The sequence below is a fragment of the Legionella saoudiensis genome (genome assembly GCF_001465875.1).
Lineage (GTDB): Bacteria > Pseudomonadota > Gammaproteobacteria > Legionellales > Legionellaceae > Legionella > Legionella saoudiensis.
In genome coordinates this window covers 463,938-486,191 of the sequence record NZ_LN901322.1, presented here as the reverse complement: position 1 = coordinate 486,191, position 22,254 = coordinate 463,938, and the positions used below count along the sequence as shown (strand labels likewise).

Below are 22,254 nucleotides of genomic sequence, written 5' to 3'. Positions count from 1 at the left end.
AAGCCAATCTTTTTACCAAGCAAACTTAGTAAAAGTTACTAAACAAAATACTACCTTTTACTAAGTTTATTAGAATAAAATAAACGGGGATTTGTTTTACCTCGATTAATGAATTCCAAAGGTAACCCAAAATAAATGCATCTTAGTTAAATAATCGAGTTAATTTTTCATAGTTAAAATATATCTTAATATAATGAGATATTTTAATAAATGACGTTCCTCCAACAATTAATCATACGCTGATTGCACAATAAATCTTTGTCATGTCACATTCTCTTGATGTGCAATTTCATCTATTAACATTAGTCTATAATTTAAAAGGAGATTGTTTATAACTTAACCTACATAATATTTGAATAACCTTTTGAATTGGAAAAATTATGGATGGCTATTTTCTATGTGTAGATATTCTTGGCTTTTCTGAAATTGTTAAAAATCTGAGTAAGGTTAAATCTAAAAATAAAATTAAGGAGTGGGTTGATTTAGTACGGACATCAGCACAAACAAATAATATTAAAAATTACCAACTTCTCTCTGATACAGTCTTTGCATCTGTACTTAATAAAGATGAGCTAGGGAATTTAATTTCATTTGCAAGAACCTTACTTGAAAAAGGTATTGAAAAATCGATACCTATTCGAGGGGGGATATCTTATGGAAGTTTTGAGTGGAGCGATATCTTAATATATGGACCTGCCGTGATTGAGGCACATATCATTGAACAGGAACAACAATGGATAGGAATATCTTTCTCTCCAAAAATACAACTGAATGAAAAAGTTTTAGATGAACATAATTTAGTTGTTTATCCAACCCCTAAAACAAATGGATATATCCAACTACACACTGTTATTGCATGGTCTGTCCCAAAATACTCTCTCCTATCGGGATACCTAACATCAAGTGGACTAGGGGGAATACCGGGAAAGGGTAAAAATTTAGATTGGAATTTTGGTTATAAAATTCAAAATACTATTATATTTGGCATTTATTTGGAGTTTTTAAATAAAACAGGAGACACAGCATTTAAATATCACGGTCATAATCCTATACAATTTCTAGATGAGCACTATCGTGGAAGATAAATTGTAAATTCGAAGAGTCTATTAACTTATAAGTTAGGAGAAATTAAGAATTGTTACTTACATTTCGTTTATAAAATCGCTTTCATCGACTTAGTAGGCAATTCTGTCTATTAATCGATTTTTTGAATAATACCATGTGTTTTTGGGACACTGACGAAGCATATCTCCTACAGCAGCAACAGATTATGTGTCGTTCTAATTTCGGCGCTTACGAATAGCTGATACCCATTTCTCCAATTCATCAATGTCAGTCTTTAAGACATCCGGTTCCGGTAATTCAGCTCTCGCTGCGGCTGCCTGATCATGGCCGGGCAACCATTTTGAACATTTGGTCATGGCTGCGCTTAAGATTTTACAATCTTCTTCTGTTATATCCGCAACCTGTTTAACTTGTTGTGTCTGGATACTAGGGCGATATCTTTCAACTACACCACCTAAAAGAACTTCTTCAAGTGCTCGCTCCCATGCTTCCCGAAGCATGCCGTAGACGTAACTAGCTTCCTTTTCATAGGCTGTTTGGTGCCCTTCTCGGTATAGTTTTTCTGCATCTTGATATTGTTTTTTCAGGAAACTAATCTTCTTCTTTATCGGTAATGCAACCCAAGGTAAGTCTTCAGCACATACGCCAGCGCCTATAGAAAGTTGTCTTATATGTTGATCGAATTGCTCAACGCCTCTCTCTTCTGAAACCTGTTTAAGTAGAAGTAAAAATACAACATCGTGTGTGAATACAATAACTTGTCTTTTTTGTGATTCTATAACAAGTCGTTTGGCAACTCCTTCACGCCATTTATAATCTAGAGATGAAACAGGATCATCAAATATGATGCCTGAAAGATCATCGGCTGTACTAAGTTCCGCAAAGAAAGCAGCTATAGATAAACATCGCTGCTCGCCTTCACTGACAACGCGCGGCAATTCAACCCCCGGCGCGCGAGTAAGAGTAAGCTTGTGATACTGGACACCTTCAGCTCCACCTGCTTCACTCAATTCAACCTCGACATGACGAAAAGCCAAGTTATCCAATTCGTCTCTAAAACTCTTTTTCAGTTTACTGGTAACAGAGTTTTTTGTAACAGAAGTGCTTTTCTGCGTAATTGACTGCGTCTTCGTGTCGTTTAAGCATAGCTCAAAAGCTGCCAGTTTCTTCTTTCTCTCAATTTCATCCAATACAAGTTGTACATGCTCAGCCAATATTTTCCGTGCACGGAACTCTTGCACCTCCAAGATAATGCGTTTTTTCTTCTCTTCATCTTGAGCACTATTACTTAAAGTCTTAATTCTTTCTTCAAGCTGAACAGCTAATGCTTCAACCTTAATAGATATCAACTCCAATGGTGGACAATCTGAAGAAATATCCTGATTTTCATTTAAAGCAGTTAAAATCTTTGTACGTCGGCTTTCGTTATTATCTAATGCAGTAGAAAGAGAGTCCGCCAAATCTTCATCCTCGATACGAATTTCCTTAAGCGTATCTTGGATTGTTTCATTTTGGATCTGTAACTCAACTAATAATTTTTTTGAGTGAACGTATTCATCACGTAATTTACGAAGTTCACGTTCAGTTGTAGACGCAACAAAAGTCTTAAACTGCTTGAGTCGGTGGGCTGCGGCATGATCTATGTTTTGTTGACATAAAACGCACTGCGCATCATTTTCGACAACAGGAAATTCTTTGCCTTGATAAGCCAACTCGTCAGAGAACCGTTGTGCAGCCTCCCACATTTGCGACCAGATTTCCGAGCCTGTTCCTTCAAGCATTCCTTCCGGAAATGTTACTTCGCGAAGCCTTTTCGCTTCGTCCCTTTTACGGATTCCCTCCATTCTGGCATCAAAGACCGCAGATACAGCCTTTTCCGAAAGAGTTGTTTCAATTAATTGAAGATGCTTAGTAAAAGATCGAATGCGTCTTGCACGAATGAACATTTGCTGAACTAACTTCTCTGTATCCTTGGCCTGTAAATCCTGTAAAGATTTTTCCAACAAAGAAAAATTTGATTCTTCTTCCAGTGAGAATTGCGCAAGAGACTGTACGTCTTCTGGTTTCGTTAATGATGAAATGTGTGATAGAAATTTCGCCACATGCGATCCATCTGGAACTCGACTCAGTAATGAATATAAGCCATTTGTACTAATAGCACTTTTTTCTTTTTCCAAATTAAGGCGAATGGCTTTACATGCTTTCACAAGTTTGTCGAATAGATCCAATCCGAATGGGCGAAATGCAACATCCGTTTTTTCTGTCAGATAAACAGCAGCAGACTGAGTGTCGAAAACACTTACACGAGAGATATAATCGTCGTCTCCTTCTCCAGCCCATTCATGTAAATTTGATTCATCTCCGACTTTGTATTTTATTGAGACAGTTGGGGTGTAAGGAGTGCCACCAGATACGACGTTACCAAGTATTTTTTCTTTTCCTCTAGCACGACAGGCACTTTTTAAGATCCTGATATATCCTGTTTTACCAGCTGCATTATCTCCATAGACAACCGTTAGTGAAGAAGAGAAACGCAAGGTTTGACGTTCGGCTAATGCATTGACTCCACGGTGATGATAAATTGAATCGAGGACAACTTTAGATAGTGTTGTATCGAATGAAGGTATATGATCTTTCATCAGTGGCAAAGTATCCTGTTGTTCACTCAGACCATGAGCGCTCTTGCAAATTTCTCCTAGTTCTTTTAGGTCGTCCTCAGAAAGCTCATCATTAAGAACAAGACGACGCAAAGCATCCCGTTGCCAATCCGGACGCTCCTGAGACCATTCGAGTATTTCCTTCAGGACAGACATTATTTCCTCTCAAATCTAATAACCACTCATCCCTACACATTCATTACAATATTATTAATTTTTTCTATATTAAACATCCAAAACGTCTTCTGTTGAAGAATTTCTAATAAACACCGTATGTTTGGGTTTAATTCTATAATTTCCAGCTGATATAGGAACTTGTCGGAATTTTAAATACTTATAAAAAGTAGCCCGGCTAATACTTAATTGGCTACAGATCTCAGAGACACTTAATTTTCCTTCTTTATATATTAATTCAGCTGAATGGGCTTTAGCTTGTGCTTCTTTAGAAAGACCAGTCGGCCTTCCTCCTTTTTTACCCCTAGCTCGGGCAGAATCCAAACCTGCAATAGTTCTTTCTTTAATTAATTCTCTCTCAAACTCAGCAAGAGAACCAAATATGTTAAAAATTAAACGACCATGCGCTGTTGTAGTATCAATGTGATCATTTAGACTGCGCAAACCAATTCCTTTTTCAATAAACGAGTTAACTAAATTTATTAAATCCTTAAAAGAGCGTCCGAGCCTGTCTAATTTCCAGATGACTAATACATCGTCTTTGCGTATGTCCTTCAATAGCTGATCTAATGCTGGGCGATTAATTAATGAGCCACTTATTTGATCTTGATAGATTTTTTCACAGCCTTCTTTTTTCAGTGCATCTAATTGTAAATCTAAATTCTGACTGCTGGTTGAAACTCGAGCATAACCTATAAGCATAATAATTAGTTCAACTAAACGTTTTTATTATAATAACTTAAACAATATTTATATGAAACAGTTTATTAAACGAATAAAAGTCATCAACGAATAGTTTTTATACCATTCTAAAATCGTTCATTTAAACGGTGGTTTTTATAAACAGAAGTTTCGATAACCAGGCTATTTGAAATATAAGAGACAATGTCTTATATACTGGGTGTAAGATAAATTCTTACATTAGAGAGGCTGTTATGGCTCGTACTATGACTGTGGACTTGGGTAACGAACTTCGTCGTTACGTTGAATCACTAGTAGATTCAGGAGATTATAGAAGTAATAGCGAAGTATTAAGAGAATCGTTGCGCTTACTTCGTGAAAAGCAAGCAAAATCAAAGCTAGAGCAACTACGTCACCTTATTGAGGAGGGAGAGTCTAGCGGCGACCCCCTAACATGGGATGCACATAATTTTCTTAAGCGAATGAACAAAAAATCCCATGACAAATAAAACCTACCGTCTTTATCCTAAAGCAATAGAAGATCTTGAGTCTACCTATTTATATAGTACGCGTGAGTTTGGCATCAAAAGAACAGAGGATTATATTCGTCCAGATTTACGCGCATTTAATGTTGGTTCTCATATTATTTTTTTCAAAACTACCGATTATGGCATCGCTGTTATTCGAGTACTGCATCAATCTATGGATTTTAATAGACACCTGTAATTGAACAGTATCTTTTTTTTAAAAACATGTATTAACTTATGACGAGAGAATCTATTAGATTAATACTATTAGACATTCGAAATAAGGCAAATTTGAATGACTATTATAAAGTAGCACACATGTATAATTGATAGGTATCCTGAACCTACTATATGGTGAAGAAGATATCATTAGGGTAGGTCCTATTGCCACTTAATGAAAGCTTTGCACACGCTTTGTGGCTAATCTTGAATCGAAAATGCCCCAAGGCCTGTGCCGATGTATAAAAAGCTCTTCGCTATTTAACCCATCCCTATACTAAAAGGTTTATCCTCTTGCGAATATTGAGATTCTATTAACTTAACCACTTGGGGAATAAGGCTTTGGCAACTATCAATTCGCTCTCCACCGTTTAAATTGGCATCAAAAAAACGGCAGGTAGAGCTCTGTCTACTTTTCTTTCCTAAATAAACCTCATGAGCATCTCTTTGTTGAGGAAAAGTAATTAACAGATGCTGATTATCTTCCAATAGATTAGTAAATTGTTCGGAGGTCAGCTCATTTTTTTTAAAGGTTGCGTCAGTATGAAAGAGATTATTTTCTTTAAAAGAAAAATGATCGATGTCCCTCTCCCCAGCCTGTGTCGCAAACAACTCTTTATTTTCCTCATGAATGGATAATGCTAAAAATTCTTTATCGTCTGCTAAATATTCCGTTGGGTTTTTTTCTTTTAAAATAAGATCTAGATAGGTATTACTCATCGGTCTACACATTCCCACCAATTCACCATTATCATTAATGCCTTGATCATATTTTTCTAAGATTTCACGTTGGTTAGTGAAAGGAGTCTTCTTCTGGGTATTAATCCCTGAAAAAAGAGTATGTAATAATTTCAAAGCAATTCTCCTCGTATGCATTTTTAAATTTTCTCAAGTTTTCTTTAATCCTCTTAAAAAGAAACTCTAACCGTGTTCACGGTTAGAATTTAAAAAGAGGTTAAGATTGCCATAGCGACTTCGGCTCTTACTTGCAGTTACGATAGTAATCCATAGTGACCCCCGTAGCGAAATCATCTTCATGAGCGGTATAAGCATTTTGAGCTGCCTTTACTGCACCAAACAGAGTATGGGCCAATACACCCACACTAGCGTACACCTTTATTCTGGGATCAGCGTGAGCACCTTTTAGTGTTTCATTCGTATATTCTTCATGAAATGAGGCTGCAATTTTCGTTTCATTTTTTATGCTTTTAGCGTTTTTAGTGAAATTATGAATATAGGCACACTCATTCATAGGTAAGGTGTGAGTATCTATATCAGATCCTCTTTTAAAATGATCAATGTGGCCTTTATGTAAATCAATTCCTTCTTTATCAAGATACTCATTAACTGATTGGACATGAGGGGGGACCTGATGATGCAAAGTTTCTCGAGTGGGGAAAGTATACTTATAGTCTGATTGCACCCTTGGCAATAGTCCAGCCTTGATCACATTAACAGCCGCACTGAATAGGTTTGGAGCTTGATTTGTTTGCCCATTATTTTTAGACATGATTATTCTCTCTAGTGGTTTATAATTTAGCTTAGAGACTACAGAATATACAATTGGACTTAAGTGGATCTTAGGATGCAATGAAAGAAAATACTGTGCAATTCTTATGCGGAATAAGCTCTCAGGACTGAAAACTACCTCATCAGCTGTAACTTAAGGTTTTACTGCTATTATTTATTAAAAGTAAAAGGTTTTAAGGAGATTTACGATGGATATCGTAGAAATCAAATCGTTTCTCGCTGTAGTCGAATACCGCTCTTACACACTCGCGGCCAAAAGAGTGTATGTTACCCAATCGACTATGAGTAAAAGAATTCGTAGGTTGGAAGATGAATTAGGCTCTCGCTTGTTTATTATGGATGGCGCGCGTCTGATTTTAACCGAGGCTGCCAACCATTTTATTCCCTACGCCCGCCAAATGGTGGCCGCGTATAATAATATGCTCAAATCGTTTAAAGAACAGTCTCAGTCTTTTGAACACTATTTATTAATTGGCGCGACCGTCTTTGTATCCCATTACGTATTACCTCAATTTATAAGCTTTTTAAAAAATACAGACTCCCACTTACAAATTTATATAAAAACTATGGCCGAATATGATGTGGAAACTTATTTAAATCATAATTTAGTCGATGTGGTAATTAGCCCAGAAAGAGAAATTTCCGATGCGTTTACTACAGTCTACCTATGGAATGAGACTTATGCGCTTAAGGTAAATAAAACCCATGATTTGGCAAAACGAAAAGAAATCATATCGCTTGCTGATTTAGCACCTTTTCCTGCGGTGTTAAATGAACAAACCACCTCTTTACGCGATAAAATTGAACTGGTATTTCAAGAAAACTCCGTCGATTTAAATATAGGTTATGAAATATCAACTGTAGATGGCATCAGGGCAATGGTGGAACATGGCTTAGGTTGGAGTTATTTACCTGAAAGTGTAACTTCTAACGAGCTATGTGAACTTAAAATAAATGAAATAGATATCAATCTTAATTTTAACGCCCACTTTCAAAAACGTAGAAGCCATGAAGTGAGTATTCAGACCTTTCTTAATTATTTTAATAAATGGCAAAAAAACATAGCCTCAGTATGATTGGGAATTGACAACCGAATTGATTGGTGACAACCTCCTGTTCTGCAAAAATTCCATCAATAATTCCTCCTCTAAATTTCTTTTTTGTTTCGATAACATTATGTAACTCATTGTGTAATAAGCTCTTTTTATCTGGTACCAATAACAGATACAATGAGGTGGATTGGCAGGAATAGACCATTCCTTTGATACTCATAACATTGAAAAGCAGTATTGCTTAAGGACTTTTATGAAAAATTCTTTTTTATGGCGCGGGACGCTTGCTGGTGCAAGTATGTTTTTGTTATCCACTGCCTATGCTGGGATACCTTTGTGGAGCTTTGAAGCCCTAACGAGTACTAATTTTGCACTTAGTCCGACAGACACAGCAACGGTACAATACACCGTTTATAATCAGTCCCAAAAAGCAAAAACTTTAGTCCTTCACTCCTCCCTAACACCCGGTGTACAACAAACAAGCCCTTGCATTTTGACTCCTAAAAGCCAACAAGGAACTTGCTTATTAACACTGAAGATCAGTGGTAATGCCTTACCCGCAAATGGGATTCATGGTGGACCCGTTCTGTGTCAGGCAAATGCTGATGGAAGTCCCAATCCAAACCAATGCTTCCGACCTAGTCCAGCCTCTGCACTCAATATACAAAAAGTAAATACTCCAGACCTTGCTTCTTTAGCGGTGAGTTCACATGCTTTGCAACTGCAAACTTTTGGTTCCGCACAAACGATAACGATTACCAATCTCTCAACAAATATTACCGCAAATAATGTTAATGCTCTTTTTATCGGTACACCTTTAGAAGGAGCGGTGACTGCAAGTACCTGTACTTCTATTGCACCCCAGGGTAGCTGTACGATGACATTTACCCCAACTCGCATCGCTGTGGCTCCATCCACGTTCACTATTCAAGGAGCGAACACGAGTGTAGTTAGTACTCAATTAAATGTTCGTGAATCATATGTTTATGTAACAAGGAGCGATGGTGTGTCCCGTTGTACTATTGAAGACAATGCTGCTCCGAATAACTGTGACGAGATGACAGGAGAATTTAATCTTCCTCAAGGAATTGCATTTAATAAAACCAAAACATTAGCCTATGTGGTAAATTATGCTACTAGTGATGATACTCCTGTTGTTAAGTGTACTATTGATAATGAGGGTAAATTTGATACCTGTAGTTCCGCGTGGAATTCGAGTACGCAAGGACTTGGAGGTATTGCCTTAAGTGCTGATGGCAGTAAAGCATATATAACCCAAATAGCAGGGGGTACTGGTGGAACTACCATTTGGAATTGCGATGTAGCAGCTGATGGCAACTTTAACTGTAATGATCAAGCAATTAGTATGAGTTATTCGCCTAATGGCATTACGCTTAATAAGAATAATACACTTTCCTATGTCGCCACACTTGGACTGTCTGGTAATGATCAAATAGGCCTTTGTCCTATCATTAATGGCTCTTTGAATAGTTGTGAAGGAACTCCGCCAACCTCTTCTGGATCTACTCCATTTTTAGGCGCTCACAACATTGCCTTGAATAATCAAGAAACCATAGCTTATGTTACTAACACCGGGTATGACGTTCATACTGATCCTGCTAACCCAGGATTTATCTCTGTTTGTTCGATAAACAATGGAGGCGCATTTAGTGTATGTGATTCAATTACCAATCCATATACTCCTGCATCCGGTTCAATTAACCCAACTGGTTTGGCTTTAACGGTCAGTGAAGCCTATGCTTATATTGCGGATTTTGACGCGAATATTTTAGTTCGTTGTCAGGTAGAAAATAACACTCTAGCTAATTGCCTCTCCTCATCTCAGATTGAAGGAGGTGGTGGGTTAGTTTATCTTGCTTTAGGCTAATTTTATCTTCTGAAGGAGCGCTATAGCGCTCCTTTAGAAGTTAAACTAAGCATGAAGTGTTTTTTCCTGATATGCTCCTTGATGTTCCAGTTGTTTTCTATATTCTAGCACTCGTTTATCCATCACGAAGCGCCAGAGCGGGGGAATTAAGGCAAGCACGATCATGCCTAAATATCCCGATGGGAGCTGAGGACTTTGTTCCATATGACGTAAAATTTGATATGGGCGCGCCCCGTAGGTGTGATGATCTGAATGACGTTGCAAATGGAATAAAATACTATTACTTAACCAATGATTGGCATTCCATGAATGGTAAGGACTGACTTTTTCATAACTGCCATTTGCTAATTTTTTCCTTTCTAAGCCATAGTGCTCTATGTAATTAACTACCTCCAAGGTCATTATGGCCATGAATGATTGCAATAGAAAAAAGGCGAGGGTCCCTACTCCTCCGAAGAACAAACAACTAAAACTGATTGCGAGAGGAATGCCGATTATCCACCAGAAATTATTGTGAATACCCCATAACGAGAATTTTTTCTGGGTAAGACGCTTTTTTTCCAGGTGGAGTGCTGATTTCAATGAACCTACCAATGTCTTAGGAATAAATTGATAGAACGTTTCACCCAATTGCGCAGTAGCTGGATCCTCTGCTGTGGCAACGCGAACATGATGGCCTTTAACATGCTCTATAAAAAAGTGCCCATAACATACACTTACCAATAAAACTTTGCTGTAGAATTGCGCTACAGGATTATTTTTATGCATCATTTCATGAGCTAAATTAATACCCGCCCCTCCGGATATTAAACCTAGGGACATAGTAAAACCTAACCATTCATTCCATAATAAATGCCGCGTACTCACGATATAAGCGCCATAAGCCAGGATGAGTATTTGGGCAAATACATAAACATAGGTTAAGTATTTGAAATAATTATCATTGACTAATTGCTTTTCCTGCTCTTTGCTGGGATTCGAAGGATCTATAATGAATGCATCGACGAATGGAATAAAAGCAAAAACGATAAGAAAGGGAAAAAAAGTAAACCATCCCTGAAAATGTAAGCCAATAAGGGGAAGGATTAACAATAAATAGATCAATAAAAAACTATACTTTTTCAATAAACACATGACAATGACTCCTAGCCTGAACTAATTACTTGCTTTATGAGTGTCCATGTCGTTTCAATCTGGGACTTACAAATTTACGGGCCTATATGTATCGTCTGCTCATCAGGAATCACACTGAATCCTGATTAAAACTGCAGGCCACATTGTCTTCGAATGGTTTGACAAGATCCTGTCCCTAATTTTGAGACTTTCCAAGTAAAAACTCAATCCAAATAGCCATGAAATAATCGACAAGCCTATTCCATTTTTTCGTTTGCCAATCGCGCCTCCAACCATCTGTTGCAAAAATATGCTATTCAAGTCTATTAAATAACTGTCACACAATTGGCATTTTTTTATTTTCCTCCCTGGTCTTCCCTCCTATGTCCCCAGCACACTTCTGTGGCAGGCTCCTCGTTCTAAAACCTAATCCTAGAAACCTTTGCATTGAGTTGCGAACATTTCAATACTGGGGGCCCAAAGCTCCCCATTCTTTTCTAGCCCATACCATTCCAATTATTCAAAGCGGCTTAAGCCTGCCAACAGACTGGGGCGCTATGATTAAAATAAGAAGCTTATTAGGAGAATGACATGAATGAGCAAACAAGAGGAATACACTCTGCTCTTAAACAAAAAACAGAGGAACTTGCAGAACAAATTTCCAATGCAAAGACAAACAAAACTCAAGGAGCCCATTTACCAGGAGAGGCATCTACCACTCCAGTATCAGAAAAAATTCCTGGCTTTATTGGTTTCTTACATTCACTCACGACGCTTGGAAACGGATTAACCTCAATTGCCCAATTGAAACGTCTTCCTAGAGCCACTAATGCGGGTAACACATTTAGCATTATTGATGCAGCCTTATCAGGCATTAACTTTATTAGCATGCCACTTATTTATTTTTCCTCTCTACTGGCAGGAGAGAAGCCTTCTTTTCCTATATCAACCCCAATGAAGTGGGCTTATTCTGGTGTTGTTTTTGGTTTAGCACTTGCAGGAATACTAGCCCCTGCAGTAGCAGGATTGCCTATCGCGTTAACAGGAGCCAGCTTAGGTATCGCTACAAGCCTCCTTTTTTTAGGACAGGATATCTATAATCGTTATAAAGCCTCACGCGAAGCCGCTGAGTTAACGAGCAAAATAGAAGCAACAACAGAAGCTTTAGAAAACAACCTCAAAAATAACCAGGAACTGCTTGCTCAGCTTGAAGCCCCTGGACTTGAGGAAGCTCAAATTACAGGCCTCAAAACAAATATTGAAAAAAATAATGAGTCCATGACGCAGCATCTGGAAACCATGAAACAATTAAACGAACGTAAACAAAACAATGAATCCGTTTTATCTGAATTAGGAGTCTCTCGTTTTATTGGAAACACTGTGGGAATAACCTTATCTCTGGTGGCTTTGGCCGGACTTGTTTTAATTCCTTTTTTCCCACCAGCAGGTCTTGCTCTGCTTGCAGCAACATCAATTACCGGGGGCTTATTAACCGTTACTCCAGCTTGTGTTAAGGGAGCAAGTTTTATCTATGAAACAATAAAAAACCGCATAATAGGCCAAGCTTCAGAACCAGATACGCAGGCCAGCACTAATAATTCAACAGCACAAATGCTCTCTGCATTGACCAACACCGCCAGTGTAGCAGTCGCCAATAGAGCCGCGGTGGAAACAACCAATGACGCCAGTACTGTAGTAACCAATGACGTCATTGCAATAAAAGCCAATCAGGTTAATATAGACGAAGACGATGATTATTTAACTCATTGTGCTCCTTCACTATAAGAAGCCATCACGTTGAAGTAACTCCAGGATGTATCTCTAATAAAAATGAGATACATCCTTTCAATCCCCACCGTTCACAATATCCCTACTCAAATATTCCCTAATCCAAAAAGTATTTTTGCAAAGAGATTGAATAAATCAATTGCCAATTCCCTATTAAAAATCATCATTTCAAGCAACAAAAACCAATCATTATCTGTTGTAAAGATAGTTTCTTCAAACTCATGCAAGAAAAAGAGGACACTTTAGTATGTAGCGCCTACAATTAATTCTTCTGGATGAATATCATAAGTGTGCCCCTATAGTAGAAAGATAGGTAATCTGGATGCCCCACAACGGAACACCAGCAGTGCCATCTCCTTCCTAAAATGATGTTACTCTATTCTTTTAACTTGGGGATGCCCTCAATGGTAAGCTCCATGTAGGAGTTAGTGCAGGCAATTTAAATTGCGATGACTCCTAGGTTAATCCAGTGCTTACTTTAGATCCCCACAACTCAAGATCATCTCGGATTTGGAGATACAGGTACTTTAGCGAAAAGAAAAGTGATCCCCTGCAATACTTTCGGACACTCGGTTAAGTTAGTAAAATAATAAACCGAGGTATGATATGAAAGCGAAAAGACCACATAAGATTCACACACAAGAGTGCAAGCAAGAAACCGTAAATTTGGCTGCGAAGCAAGGTGTCGGTAAAACCGCAAAAGAACTAGGTATTTATGAATCACAAATCTACGATTGGCGAGCCAAACTGGCCAAGAAAGCCAGCACCAGCGAGCGAGAAGCGTCACTTGCAGCAGAAGTGGTCAAGCTTAAACGGCAATTGGCCGAACAAGCGGAGGATCTAGCCATTCTAAAAAAGGCGGCCACCTACTTCGCGAAAAACCAAAAATAAATCGATTTGAGTTTATGTTTGAGCATCAGCATTGTTTTTCTGTAAAGCGCATGGCTATGGTGCTTCGGGTATCACGAAGTGGGTATTATGATTGGTGTAAAAATGGCTCTAAGCTGAGTAATCGGGCATTAAAGCAACAGTTTAGAGATATAAAAATTAGAGAGTTATTTGATGACAGTAAAGGACGTTATGGCGCTACTCGAATTCAGAAAGATCTGATTGAAGATGGCTCGCCTGCGGCGATAAAGACTATCAGTGACAGCATGCGCAGACAAAAGCTCCTTCCTAAAGCGGCAAAGAAGTTCAAGGTAACTACTGATAGCGAACATCAACTTCCTATCGCGGACAACCTGTTAAATCGCGACTTTAGCGCGGATGCACCCAATCAAAAGTGGGTTCAGGATGTTACTTATCTTTGGACCAGTGAAGGTTGGCTATACCTTGCTGTGGTCATTGACTTATATTCACGCGCAGTCGTTGGCTGGTCGATGAATGAACGTATAAATGCATCCTTGGTAACGGATTCTTTAACCATGGCAATGTTTCGTAGGGGAATGCCCAAAGGCGTTATCATTCATAGTGATAGAGGCAGCCAGTATTGCTCATATGCTTACCGGGATTTAGCTAGAGAGCATGATTTTAAAATAAGCATGAGCCGTAAAGGTAACTGCTGGGACAATGCTGTTGCCGAGAGTTTCTTTCATTCTCTAAAGGTTGAAGCAATCCAGTTTGAGCCGGTTATGACTCGTGCCGAGATGCGCCAAGCTGTATTTGAGTATATTGATGTTGACTATAATCGCAAAAGAAGACATAGTTCAATTGGCTATACAAGCCCTTTTAATTTTGAACTGAAAAACATAGCTTAACTGGGTGTCCAGAATTACTGCCTAGGATCAGAAAGCCCTTACTTGCGTAATATAAAATTGAACTCTGGGAAGGTAAATTCCCTCTCCCAGCGCGATGTGAGATTTTAATTGGTAATTTTGCTTAATACAGAAAAATAATTTATTTTTGAGGTTCCTATAACATACTATTTTCTACATTTCCAACTAGTATTCCAGAATATAGCTTTTTTGAATCTGGAACACTAGAGAATATGACAGCGCCAAGAGTTATGGTTTAAAAGTGTCACCATATATATCATCATCATCATGGTTTTCAGATAATTCAAGTACATGCTCCTTATCGAAACCAATAAAGCCTTCTTGCTGCTTTTTTTGCAAAGGGGTTGCAGCAAATAAAGTTAAAGGCAGGTTGCTTAGGGAGCTGGCTTTGACTGTTTGTGGAAATAGTTCTTGCTTTAGCTGATCTATCTTCTCAATAGATAAATCGAACAAATCATTCGATGTAAGATCATTTGCAGCCATTACTCTTTTTATTTGCTCATAAAAAATAGAGAAGTATAGTAATTTTTTATTCTCGGTTTTAAGGATTTGAGTTAAAGAAATAGTTCGATCCTCCAAGAAAAATCCTAATTTTTCACCACTTAGACGCAAAAAAAGGTCATTTTCTGGATATGCCTCTATTTCCTCACTAGTGATATACCCTTTTTCCAACCAAATTAAAAGCAGATCTTTTCTTTCTTTTTTAAAATTCCGCATTAAATACACTCCTAATGTTTTTGGCTCTGTTGCCTGCAAAATTGCCTTCCTGCATAATGGGCTTACACGGTTCAGAAAATGAACAGCTCTTAACCCACCAATAATAAATAATTTAACCAATAAGGCTGAAAAATTATATTATTGGAACTTCTTCAACCCTTTGGTTTTCCTGAATGTTTAAAAATTCACTAATTATTTTACATGTATGTTTCAATTGTTCGGATTTAGCTTTTAAATGCTCCATATGAATACTATTTAATGATTTACCAGACCAAAGAGTACCGAATGAATTTCCCATGTTGCATTTATTTGAAATGATGGGATCGAAATAAAGCGAGGAAAAAATACTCATACAAAATAATTTTAGTAAGCTGGAAATAATTTCGACAATATTTAGAGTATTGTGATCCTTAAGAGTTTCCAAATCCGTTTGCGAGATTAAATCACTTAACTCTGTGACTAATTTTAATTTAAACCGAATCGCTTCCTCAGTAGTATTGCATTCAAATTTTTTATTTCGAATAGTATTTAATTTTTCTAAAAAATTTTGTCGTTCAAGGATGTTATTCTCTCTTGTAGGTACGTCATTTGAATGAAGCCAATTTGTTTGTCTAAAGATTTGTTCATCAAACATAGAAAAATAATAGTCAAGAATCGCATTAAAAAGAGTTTTTTCATTAATCATTTCTTTCCATTGGGAATCTTGGACTGCTGTATAAGCATCAATCTTATTTTGTCTTAAGATAGAATGCACTGCAAAATATAATAGTTCGTCATTAAAATTATGAGGGTATATTGACAAAACTTTTCTTGCTTCTATCATTACCTGTTTTGCCCTTTGATCAAAATCTTTGGCTTCTTCTGCATAAACTTCCCATAATGCCATATCACTTATCCCTCAAAGTTAATTGTAAATAAAATAGCCATATTGTATATTTTATTTGAATTTATTGCAATAAGATCTCTATGCTGAAATATTTGATAAACAATTTGAGGGAAAAATAAAGAAATCTACGTTATATAAAACAGCCACGCAGATTGGTAAATAGTATTATGAACTACACCGAAATCCATTTGAGCTCTTATTTTCTCTAACTATACGAAGTTTCCCTACAAGTTGAGACATTAAAGACTAGATCTTAATCCAAATTAAAGCCAAAAAAATTTAATATTAGAAAAACAGCGGCGAATAATAGAAACGATATAAATAAAATTATTAAAACCAACCTAATATTTTGGGTAAAATTAGCTTTAAGAGAAAATGAGTAAGCACCCATGAAACCACAAAAAGCACCAAGGAACGCACCACCTACCACATCTGAGATCCAATGCACCTGCAAGATAATGCGGGAAATTGACTCTATTATTATTAGTAAAATTACAACAATTATTCCCAAACCTTTCTGCTTTATCTTAGGAATCATCAATGCGAATAAAAAAGTAATATAAGCTGAAAATATAGTCACATGACGGCTAGGAAATGCATAACTTTTTAATGCAGTACCTACTAGCTCGGGTCTTGGAAACGCAACTGAATTTTTTAATATGGAAGCCAGTAAGGTTGCAATAATAATTACACCACATAAATGTAAAGCCAACCATTTTTGCTTCTTTAAATAGAGAAGAAATCCAGTTGTAGCGAACGTTGGTAAAATAATGAATTTATCACCAAATAAAGAAATGAAATTACCTAAGTAGAAGACAGGTGCGTTTTGAATTTTCTTACTTAAAATATATATTTCTTGATTGATTGAAAGATACGGGCTTTGAATATATACAGCATAAACTACCATAGAAAACAAAATTAAGCACAACAACCCACAGGATAAAAAATAAAACGAACTTTTTTTACAAGGCATTCTATAAACCTTTATTTTTAATTCAACAAAAAAATTTCAATAAAAATAGCACTTCTTGATCTTGAGAATCAATAACGAGATTAAAAGTTAAAAGATTTATCTTTATAGAAATAAGTATAATAAATTGGCTTTATATAAGAGTTATTCTCTGTAACATAGAGGGTTTTAGATAAATCATATCGCTGAGCCGCTCCAGTTGTACAAGGCTGAACCCTTCGGACACACTTCGCTGGTCTTAACCTCTGTTCCACTTAAATTAAGGTGGAAAAGGAGATTTTTCTGTTGATTTTATTATTAAGATCTCTAATTACGCAGTTAATTTCTTCTAAAGCTTTTTCGTAGCGTTCTTGTGATGTTGAATTGGAGGCAGCATCCCTTCCTTTATTTTCGCGAGAGTATTCAACGATTTTTCTTTTGTTTTTTCAATTTCTGATCTACGTTCTTTTTCAGTAAAGTTTCACTGCTCTCCTTGAGTGTTTTGTATAAATTTTAGGGAATAGGACTGGCTATTATGCCTTTGCCCTAAATTTTTCGCTTTAAAGTAAACTATAATTAAACTTAGTAGTCCTTATTTATTATAGATCCTTTGTTTTTATCAACATCAATATGGAAAAGAAATGGAGTGTTTTTATGGAACAAAATAATGAAATTGAACTTGAAAAAACATATGGCTCATTAGCTATTGCTAATAAATTACGAAGGATTGCAGATGCTATTGAACAGAATAGAGGTTTTCAAATACAAATAAACAATCAACGCTTTTATGTACCCGTAGATGTAGAGGTGGAATTTGAGTATGAAGAGGCGAATGGAGAAAGCGAGCTTGAAATTGAACTTAAATGGAAGAAATAAAAGTCGTTAGCTTTCCCAAAGAACTTATCTACAATGATATTAAAGAGTTATGGCCGAACCCTTCCTAAGATTTTAGGTAAAAAGCTAGCTACTCCTTCTTCTTTTATATAACATGGACTGTAGAATCATTTCCTTTAGTTATCCACGATTTTTTACTAAGAATAACAACCAGTTGATCATTCCTTTTAAAGAGTGCACCCATTGTATTAATTAAGGGAAGAAAGATGAGGTTCTTTAACTTACTTTTCTCCTAATAGGATTTCATTTTTATTCAGCATAGTCAAAAATATGTCTATTACAGATTAATGTGAAAGAATTATCTTGCTGGAAAGTAATTCCTTTCTGCTAAGCTTAAAGCATAAATCAACAGGATCAAAGGAACCACAATAGGAGCATATTTATGGATAAAACTGCTTCAGAATTCATTCCCCAATAAGTACTTTGTCTTGGAGCCACCGCTGCAAAATCATTAATTAATCCCAACTTTCACTTACAAAAGGAACGAGGCCATTTGATACAAGGGCCTTCTTATCAAATCATGGCAACTTATCATCCCTCAGCAATTTTGCGAGCTAAAATGTTTCACAAAGACAAGGAAATTCGTGCCACACTAAAAGAAGATCTCTTACTGGCTTATGAGACAGCCCATTAGTTTTATGATTGGAAGTAAATTACAGGATAGTCATAGAGGTTAACCCTTATAAGCATAAGGTAAATCACTAATTTTCATCTGTAAGTCTCTAGAACATATAAAAGTCCTTTTTTATTAATCGCTTAGCCACTCCCAACCATTTAAAGAGCAGAAATAACTTCCCTAGAAGCTACGAATGCAGCTTGGGTTAGTTAGACAGGCCTTAAGCTAGCTCCTAGAATTAAATGAACAAGAACTCACAAAGAAGAGCTAGGATTAAACCCATCCAAATTTGCCCTTCTCCAGAGATGAGGCAGAAAAAGGGGTGGAATCAAATACACAGCAAAAACTGCACGAATACAAAGGAATGATTTATGGGCCTTAGTCAATATCATAAAAAAAGAGACTTCTCGAAAACATCCGAGCCTAAAGGAAAAGTCAGTAAAGAACATCCTCGTCTTTTTATAATCCAAAAGCATGCAGCCAGCCACCTTCATTACGATTTTCGCATCGAGCTCCATGGTGTCCTAAAAAGTTGGGCCGTTCCTAAAGGACCGTCCCTCGATCCGAAGGTCAAACGCTTAGCCATGCATGTTGAGGACCATCCCATTCAATACGGCAGTTTCGAAGGCATTATCCCCAAGGGACAGTATGGAGGGGGTACGGTCATGTTATGGGACAAAGGAACTTGGGAACCCCTAGATGAAAAACCCTATGAGGCTTATGAAAAGGGCCATTTACGTTTCCTACTGCATGCAGAAAAGCTCAACGGTCGATGGGATTTAATTCGCTTTAAAGATGAAAAGCATTGGTTTTTAATCAAATTTGATGACGAATTTGCCCAAAGCCAAGAGGAATATGACATTACCGAAACCCTTGATCGAAGTGTTATTTCTGACTACACCATGGATGAAATTGCTACCCATTATGATCGCATCTGGAGTTCTTCTGGAGAACAAAAAGTAAAACCTAAAAGAAAGCGTAAAGAGCCAGCCATCAAAAAGCCTACGATTACTTTACCTAAAGGGTTAACGCAAAGCGAATTCCCCGGATTTATTCCACCCCAGCTTGCTACGTTAGTAGATAAGCCCCCTGTCGGTGAACAATGGTTGCATGAAATCAAATTTGATGGATATCGCATCCTGGCTTATAAAAATGGTTCTGAAGTAACGTTAAAATCACGAAATAATAATGACTGGACCAATGAGTTCCCATCCATCGTGGAGGCAGTAAGCCGTTTACCGTTTAAGCAAGTACTCTTGGATGGCGAGGTAGTCGTTTTGGATAAGGACGGACGCTCTGATTTTCAATTACTGCAAAATTCCTTAAAGAATAACACACAGAGCCCCTTGGTCTATTTTCTCTTTGATCTGTTGTATTTTGAGGGTTATGACCTAAGGGAACTACCATTACTTGAGCGAAAAGCGATTTTAAGTAATTTGCTGTCGGTAAATATCCCGGTTTTACATTACAGTGATCACATTATTAAAGAAGGCGATGAGCTCTATCACTATTCGTGCAGCCATGCCTTGGAAGGAATCATTTCCAAACTCGCGACAGCCCCTTACCTCTCCAAACGAAGTAAGAGCTGGTTAAAAATCAAATGCCTGAAAAGACAAGAGTTCGTTATTGGGGGCTATACCTTGCCCAAAGGAAGCCGCGCACATTTGGGCTCCCTTTTTTTAGGGGCTTATAATAAGGACGGCACCCTGGATTTCACCGGAAATGTAGGAACTGGCTTTACTGAAAAATCCTTAAAAGAAATCAACACCCTCTTGCAAGAAAATAAAGCAACCAAAAACCCCTTTAATTGCAAACCTCCAGGCTATACGACCGCGCATTGGCTAAAACCAACCCTGGTATGCGAAGTAGAATTTACCGAATGGACCAACGATGGCCACATTCGCCATCCAAGTTTTAAAGGTATACGCTTAGACAAGAAAGCCACTGAGGTTAAACGAGAGGTAGAGACTCCATTAGACGAGATAAAGAAGGAAAAAGCACCTTTAAAAAAAGCCGAATCTCCTTTTATAATTACCAACCCAGATAAAATTCTTTATCCCGAAGATAAAATTACCAAAAAAGATCTGCTGACTTATTATGATACAGTCAGTGATTATATTTTGCCTTATATTTCGTTAAGGCCTTTGACCTTAGTACGCTGCCCATCTCAACACACTAAATGCTTTTATCAGCGTCATTTTAATGAATCTACTCCTGACGCATTAATGCCCTTTGAAGATCCAAGCGATGAAGAGCATGAGCGCTATATTTACTTGAATAATCGGGAAGGACTGTTAAGTTTAGTACAAATGGGTGTATTAGAAATTCATCCCTGGGGTAGTCGCATTGATCACATCGAACAACCCGACACACTGGTGATTGACTTAGACCCAGCCCCCGATGTTCCCTGGAGCAAAGTGGTATCCGCCGCTCTTGAAGTACGCGAGCATTTAGGTCAATACCAACTGCAGTCTTTTGTCAAAAGCACTGGAGGTAAAGGGCTCCATGTCGTAATCCCTATTATCCCGGAATACGATTGGGATACCATTAAAGAATTCACTCATGTTTTTGTGAAGTTTTTAGAAAAATTAAAGCCTAATGAATACATCAGCACCATGACTAAATCCAAACGCACAGGGAAAATATTCATCGATTATTTAAGAAATCAACGAACGGCTACTGCGATTGGCGCCTATTCAACCCGCGCTCGCCCTCATGCTCCAGTGAGTACACCGCTTGCCTGGGATGAGTTAAGCACAAACATTAAAGAAAACAGCTATACGATTAAAACGTTGCCCAAACGGCTTGAGCAATTAACCGAAGATCCCTGGAAAGATTTTTGGTTAGTGAAACAGTCTTTACGATTGGATCAGCTTTAGGTGGTATCTATTATTAAGAGAGTAACTCTTCGTACTTAGGGAGGCATCATGGCGAAATCAATTTGGAAAGATGACATTTCTTTTGGGCTGAGATCTATTCAGAAATTGTTTTCTTTTTTGCAACGAAGCCCCCAATTAAGCCAATTTATGCATTCCTATTTCCCTTAAACTTATTCTTATTAACCCCTATGTTTTTGGTTTATATTGGCTTGCGATTGCAACAGCCCAGTGCCCTACAGGCTTTTTATTCTATGGGGTTTTTGCATACATCATCAAATTAGCATGATGTAATTGTTTTAGCTCTTAAAACAGTCTACGCTAATAATAATTAAATAAATCAAATACCTGAATGAGCACTTACGAATTAAAAGAACTGGTATCTTTTTTAAAAAAAAACCATTTGAAATTAAGTACCGCCGAGTCTTGTACGGGAGGCTGTATTGCTCATCTTTTGAGTAAAGTACCTAAAAGCGGGGAAATTTTAGATACAGGGTTTGTGGTGTATTCTGCAATGGCTAAAGAAAAAGTTCTGGGAGTTAAAAAAAGTACTATAGAACAGTTTAATTTAACCAGCGAAGAAGTCGCCCGGGAAATGGTCCAGGGAGCCTATAAATTATCCAACTCAAACGTTATCATCGCGACTACAGGACTAGTAGGCTCGAAATCCATCGATGGAATAACTCCAGGTACTGTCTGCTTCTCCTGGTTATTTAGTAGAGAGAATCAAACTTTTTTATTTTCCGAAACCGCTATCTTTTCTGGCTCCAAGCCTCACAAGCAAATGCTCGCTGCGCTGCATGCCTTAGAACGAATTCCTTTTTATTTTAACTCGATACAGGGATGA

General features: G+C 37.4%; 18 protein-coding genes. 10 read left to right on the top strand and 8 right to left on the bottom strand.

Going from position 1 to position 22,254, the window contains the following annotated elements:
• Positions 1-380 precede the first annotated feature (380 nt).
• Entirely contained in the window at positions 381-1,085 is a 705-nt protein-coding gene (locus BN3124_RS06450; RefSeq protein ID WP_058533968.1) for a hypothetical protein, read from the top strand.
• 195 nt (positions 1,086-1,280) lie between these two features.
• On the opposite strand, the gene BN3124_RS06445 is transcribed toward BN3124_RS06450, so the two are convergent.
• The gene (locus tag BN3124_RS06445; RefSeq protein ID WP_058533967.1) at positions 1,281-3,878 is read right to left on the bottom strand and encodes an AAA family ATPase; all 2,598 of its coding nucleotides are present in this window, start codon (positions 3,876-3,878) and stop codon (positions 1,281-1,283) included.
• A gap of 69 nt (positions 3,879-3,947) precedes the next feature.
• Positions 3,948-4,598 carry a recombinase family protein gene (locus tag BN3124_RS06440; protein WP_058533966.1) on the bottom strand — a complete coding sequence of 217 codons (651 nt, stop codon included), beginning with the start codon at positions 4,596-4,598 and terminating at the stop codon, positions 3,948-3,950.
• A gap of 233 nt (positions 4,599-4,831) precedes the next feature.
• Here BN3124_RS06440 and BN3124_RS06435 point away from each other — a divergent pair, with 233 nt between their 5' ends.
• Positions 4,832-5,086 carry a type II toxin-antitoxin system ParD family antitoxin gene (locus BN3124_RS06435; protein ID WP_058533965.1) on the top strand — a complete coding sequence of 85 codons (255 nt, stop codon included), beginning with the start codon at positions 4,832-4,834 and terminating at the stop codon, positions 5,084-5,086.
• Positions 5,076-5,303, top strand: a complete 228-nt coding sequence (locus BN3124_RS06430) for a type II toxin-antitoxin system RelE/ParE family toxin (RefSeq protein ID WP_058533964.1) — start codon at positions 5,076-5,078, stop codon at positions 5,301-5,303. The genes BN3124_RS06435 and BN3124_RS06430 overlap by 11 nt, the downstream gene beginning before the upstream one ends.
• A 281-nt stretch (positions 5,304-5,584) precedes the next feature.
• Here the strand turns inward: BN3124_RS06430 and BN3124_RS06425 are convergent, their stop codons facing one another.
• Positions 5,585-6,178 carry a hypothetical protein gene (locus BN3124_RS06425; RefSeq protein WP_058533963.1) on the bottom strand — a complete coding sequence of 198 codons (594 nt, stop codon included), beginning with the start codon at positions 6,176-6,178 and terminating at the stop codon, positions 5,585-5,587.
• A gap of 127 nt (positions 6,179-6,305) precedes the next feature.
• Positions 6,306-6,833, bottom strand: coding sequence for a hypothetical protein (locus tag BN3124_RS06420; RefSeq protein WP_058533962.1), 528 nt, complete (start codon positions 6,831-6,833; stop codon positions 6,306-6,308).
• 208 nt (positions 6,834-7,041) lie between these two features.
• Here BN3124_RS06420 and BN3124_RS06415 point away from each other — a divergent pair, with 208 nt between their 5' ends.
• Positions 7,042-7,929: a LysR family transcriptional regulator gene (locus BN3124_RS06415; protein ID WP_058533961.1), complete on the top strand. Its 888-nt coding sequence runs from the start codon at positions 7,042-7,044 to the stop codon at positions 7,927-7,929.
• A 229-nt stretch (positions 7,930-8,158) separates the two neighbouring features.
• Positions 8,159-9,793: an NHL repeat-containing protein gene (locus BN3124_RS06410; RefSeq protein WP_058533960.1), complete on the top strand. Its 1,635-nt coding sequence runs from the start codon at positions 8,159-8,161 to the stop codon at positions 9,791-9,793.
• Between the two features lie 45 nt (positions 9,794-9,838).
• On the opposite strand, the gene BN3124_RS06405 is transcribed toward BN3124_RS06410, so the two are convergent.
• Positions 9,839-10,927 carry an alkane 1-monooxygenase gene (locus tag BN3124_RS06405; RefSeq protein ID WP_058533959.1) on the bottom strand — a complete coding sequence of 363 codons (1,089 nt, stop codon included), beginning with the start codon at positions 10,925-10,927 and terminating at the stop codon, positions 9,839-9,841.
• Positions 10,928-11,497: 570 nt separating this feature from the next.
• On the opposite strand from BN3124_RS06405, the gene BN3124_RS06400 reads away from it, so the two are divergent.
• Both BN3124_RS06400 and BN3124_RS06390 read left to right on the top strand, forming a co-directional pair.
• Complete coding sequence (locus tag BN3124_RS06400) at positions 11,498-12,691, top strand: hypothetical protein (RefSeq protein WP_058533958.1); 1,194 nt, start codon at positions 11,498-11,500, stop codon at positions 12,689-12,691.
• Between the two features lie 609 nt (positions 12,692-13,300).
• A protein-coding gene (locus tag BN3124_RS06390) for an IS3 family transposase (protein WP_149865217.1) occupies positions 13,301-14,451 on the top strand; the annotation gives its coding sequence in 2 pieces (ribosomal slippage) (positions 13,301-13,544 and positions 13,544-14,451; 1,152 coding nt in all).
• Between the two features lie 246 nt (positions 14,452-14,697).
• Here the strand turns inward: BN3124_RS06390 and BN3124_RS06385 are convergent.
• The 3 genes from BN3124_RS06385 to BN3124_RS06375 all read right to left on the bottom strand — a co-directional run bounded on the left by BN3124_RS06385 (position 14,698) and on the right by BN3124_RS06375 (position 16,979).
• The gene (locus tag BN3124_RS06385; RefSeq protein WP_149865216.1) at positions 14,698-15,225 is read right to left on the bottom strand and encodes a hypothetical protein; all 528 of its coding nucleotides are present in this window, start codon (positions 15,223-15,225) and stop codon (positions 14,698-14,700) included.
• A gap of 94 nt (positions 15,226-15,319) precedes the next feature.
• The gene (locus BN3124_RS06380; RefSeq protein ID WP_058533955.1) at positions 15,320-16,072 is read right to left on the bottom strand and encodes a hypothetical protein; all 753 of its coding nucleotides are present in this window, start codon (positions 16,070-16,072) and stop codon (positions 15,320-15,322) included.
• A 253-nt stretch (positions 16,073-16,325) separates the two neighbouring features.
• On the bottom strand, positions 16,326-16,979 hold the full coding sequence (locus BN3124_RS06375) for a phosphatase PAP2 family protein (protein ID WP_196398902.1): 654 nt from the start codon (positions 16,977-16,979) through the stop codon (positions 16,326-16,328).
• Positions 16,980-17,675: 696 nt separating this feature from the next.
• Here BN3124_RS06375 and BN3124_RS06370 point away from each other — a divergent pair.
• The 3 genes from BN3124_RS06370 to BN3124_RS06360 all read left to right on the top strand — a co-directional run bounded on the left by BN3124_RS06370 (position 17,676) and on the right by BN3124_RS06360 (position 22,254).
• The gene (locus BN3124_RS06370; protein WP_058533953.1) at positions 17,676-17,897 is read left to right on the top strand and encodes an amphi-Trp domain-containing protein; all 222 of its coding nucleotides are present in this window, start codon (positions 17,676-17,678) and stop codon (positions 17,895-17,897) included.
• A gap of 1,005 nt (positions 17,898-18,902) precedes the next feature.
• Positions 18,903-21,410: a DNA ligase D gene (ligD, locus tag BN3124_RS06365; protein ID WP_058533952.1), complete on the top strand. Its 2,508-nt coding sequence runs from the start codon at positions 18,903-18,905 to the stop codon at positions 21,408-21,410.
• Positions 21,411-21,759: 349 nt separating this feature from the next.
• Positions 21,760-22,254: a CinA family protein gene (locus BN3124_RS06360; RefSeq protein WP_058533951.1), complete on the top strand. Its 495-nt coding sequence runs from the start codon at positions 21,760-21,762 to the stop codon at positions 22,252-22,254.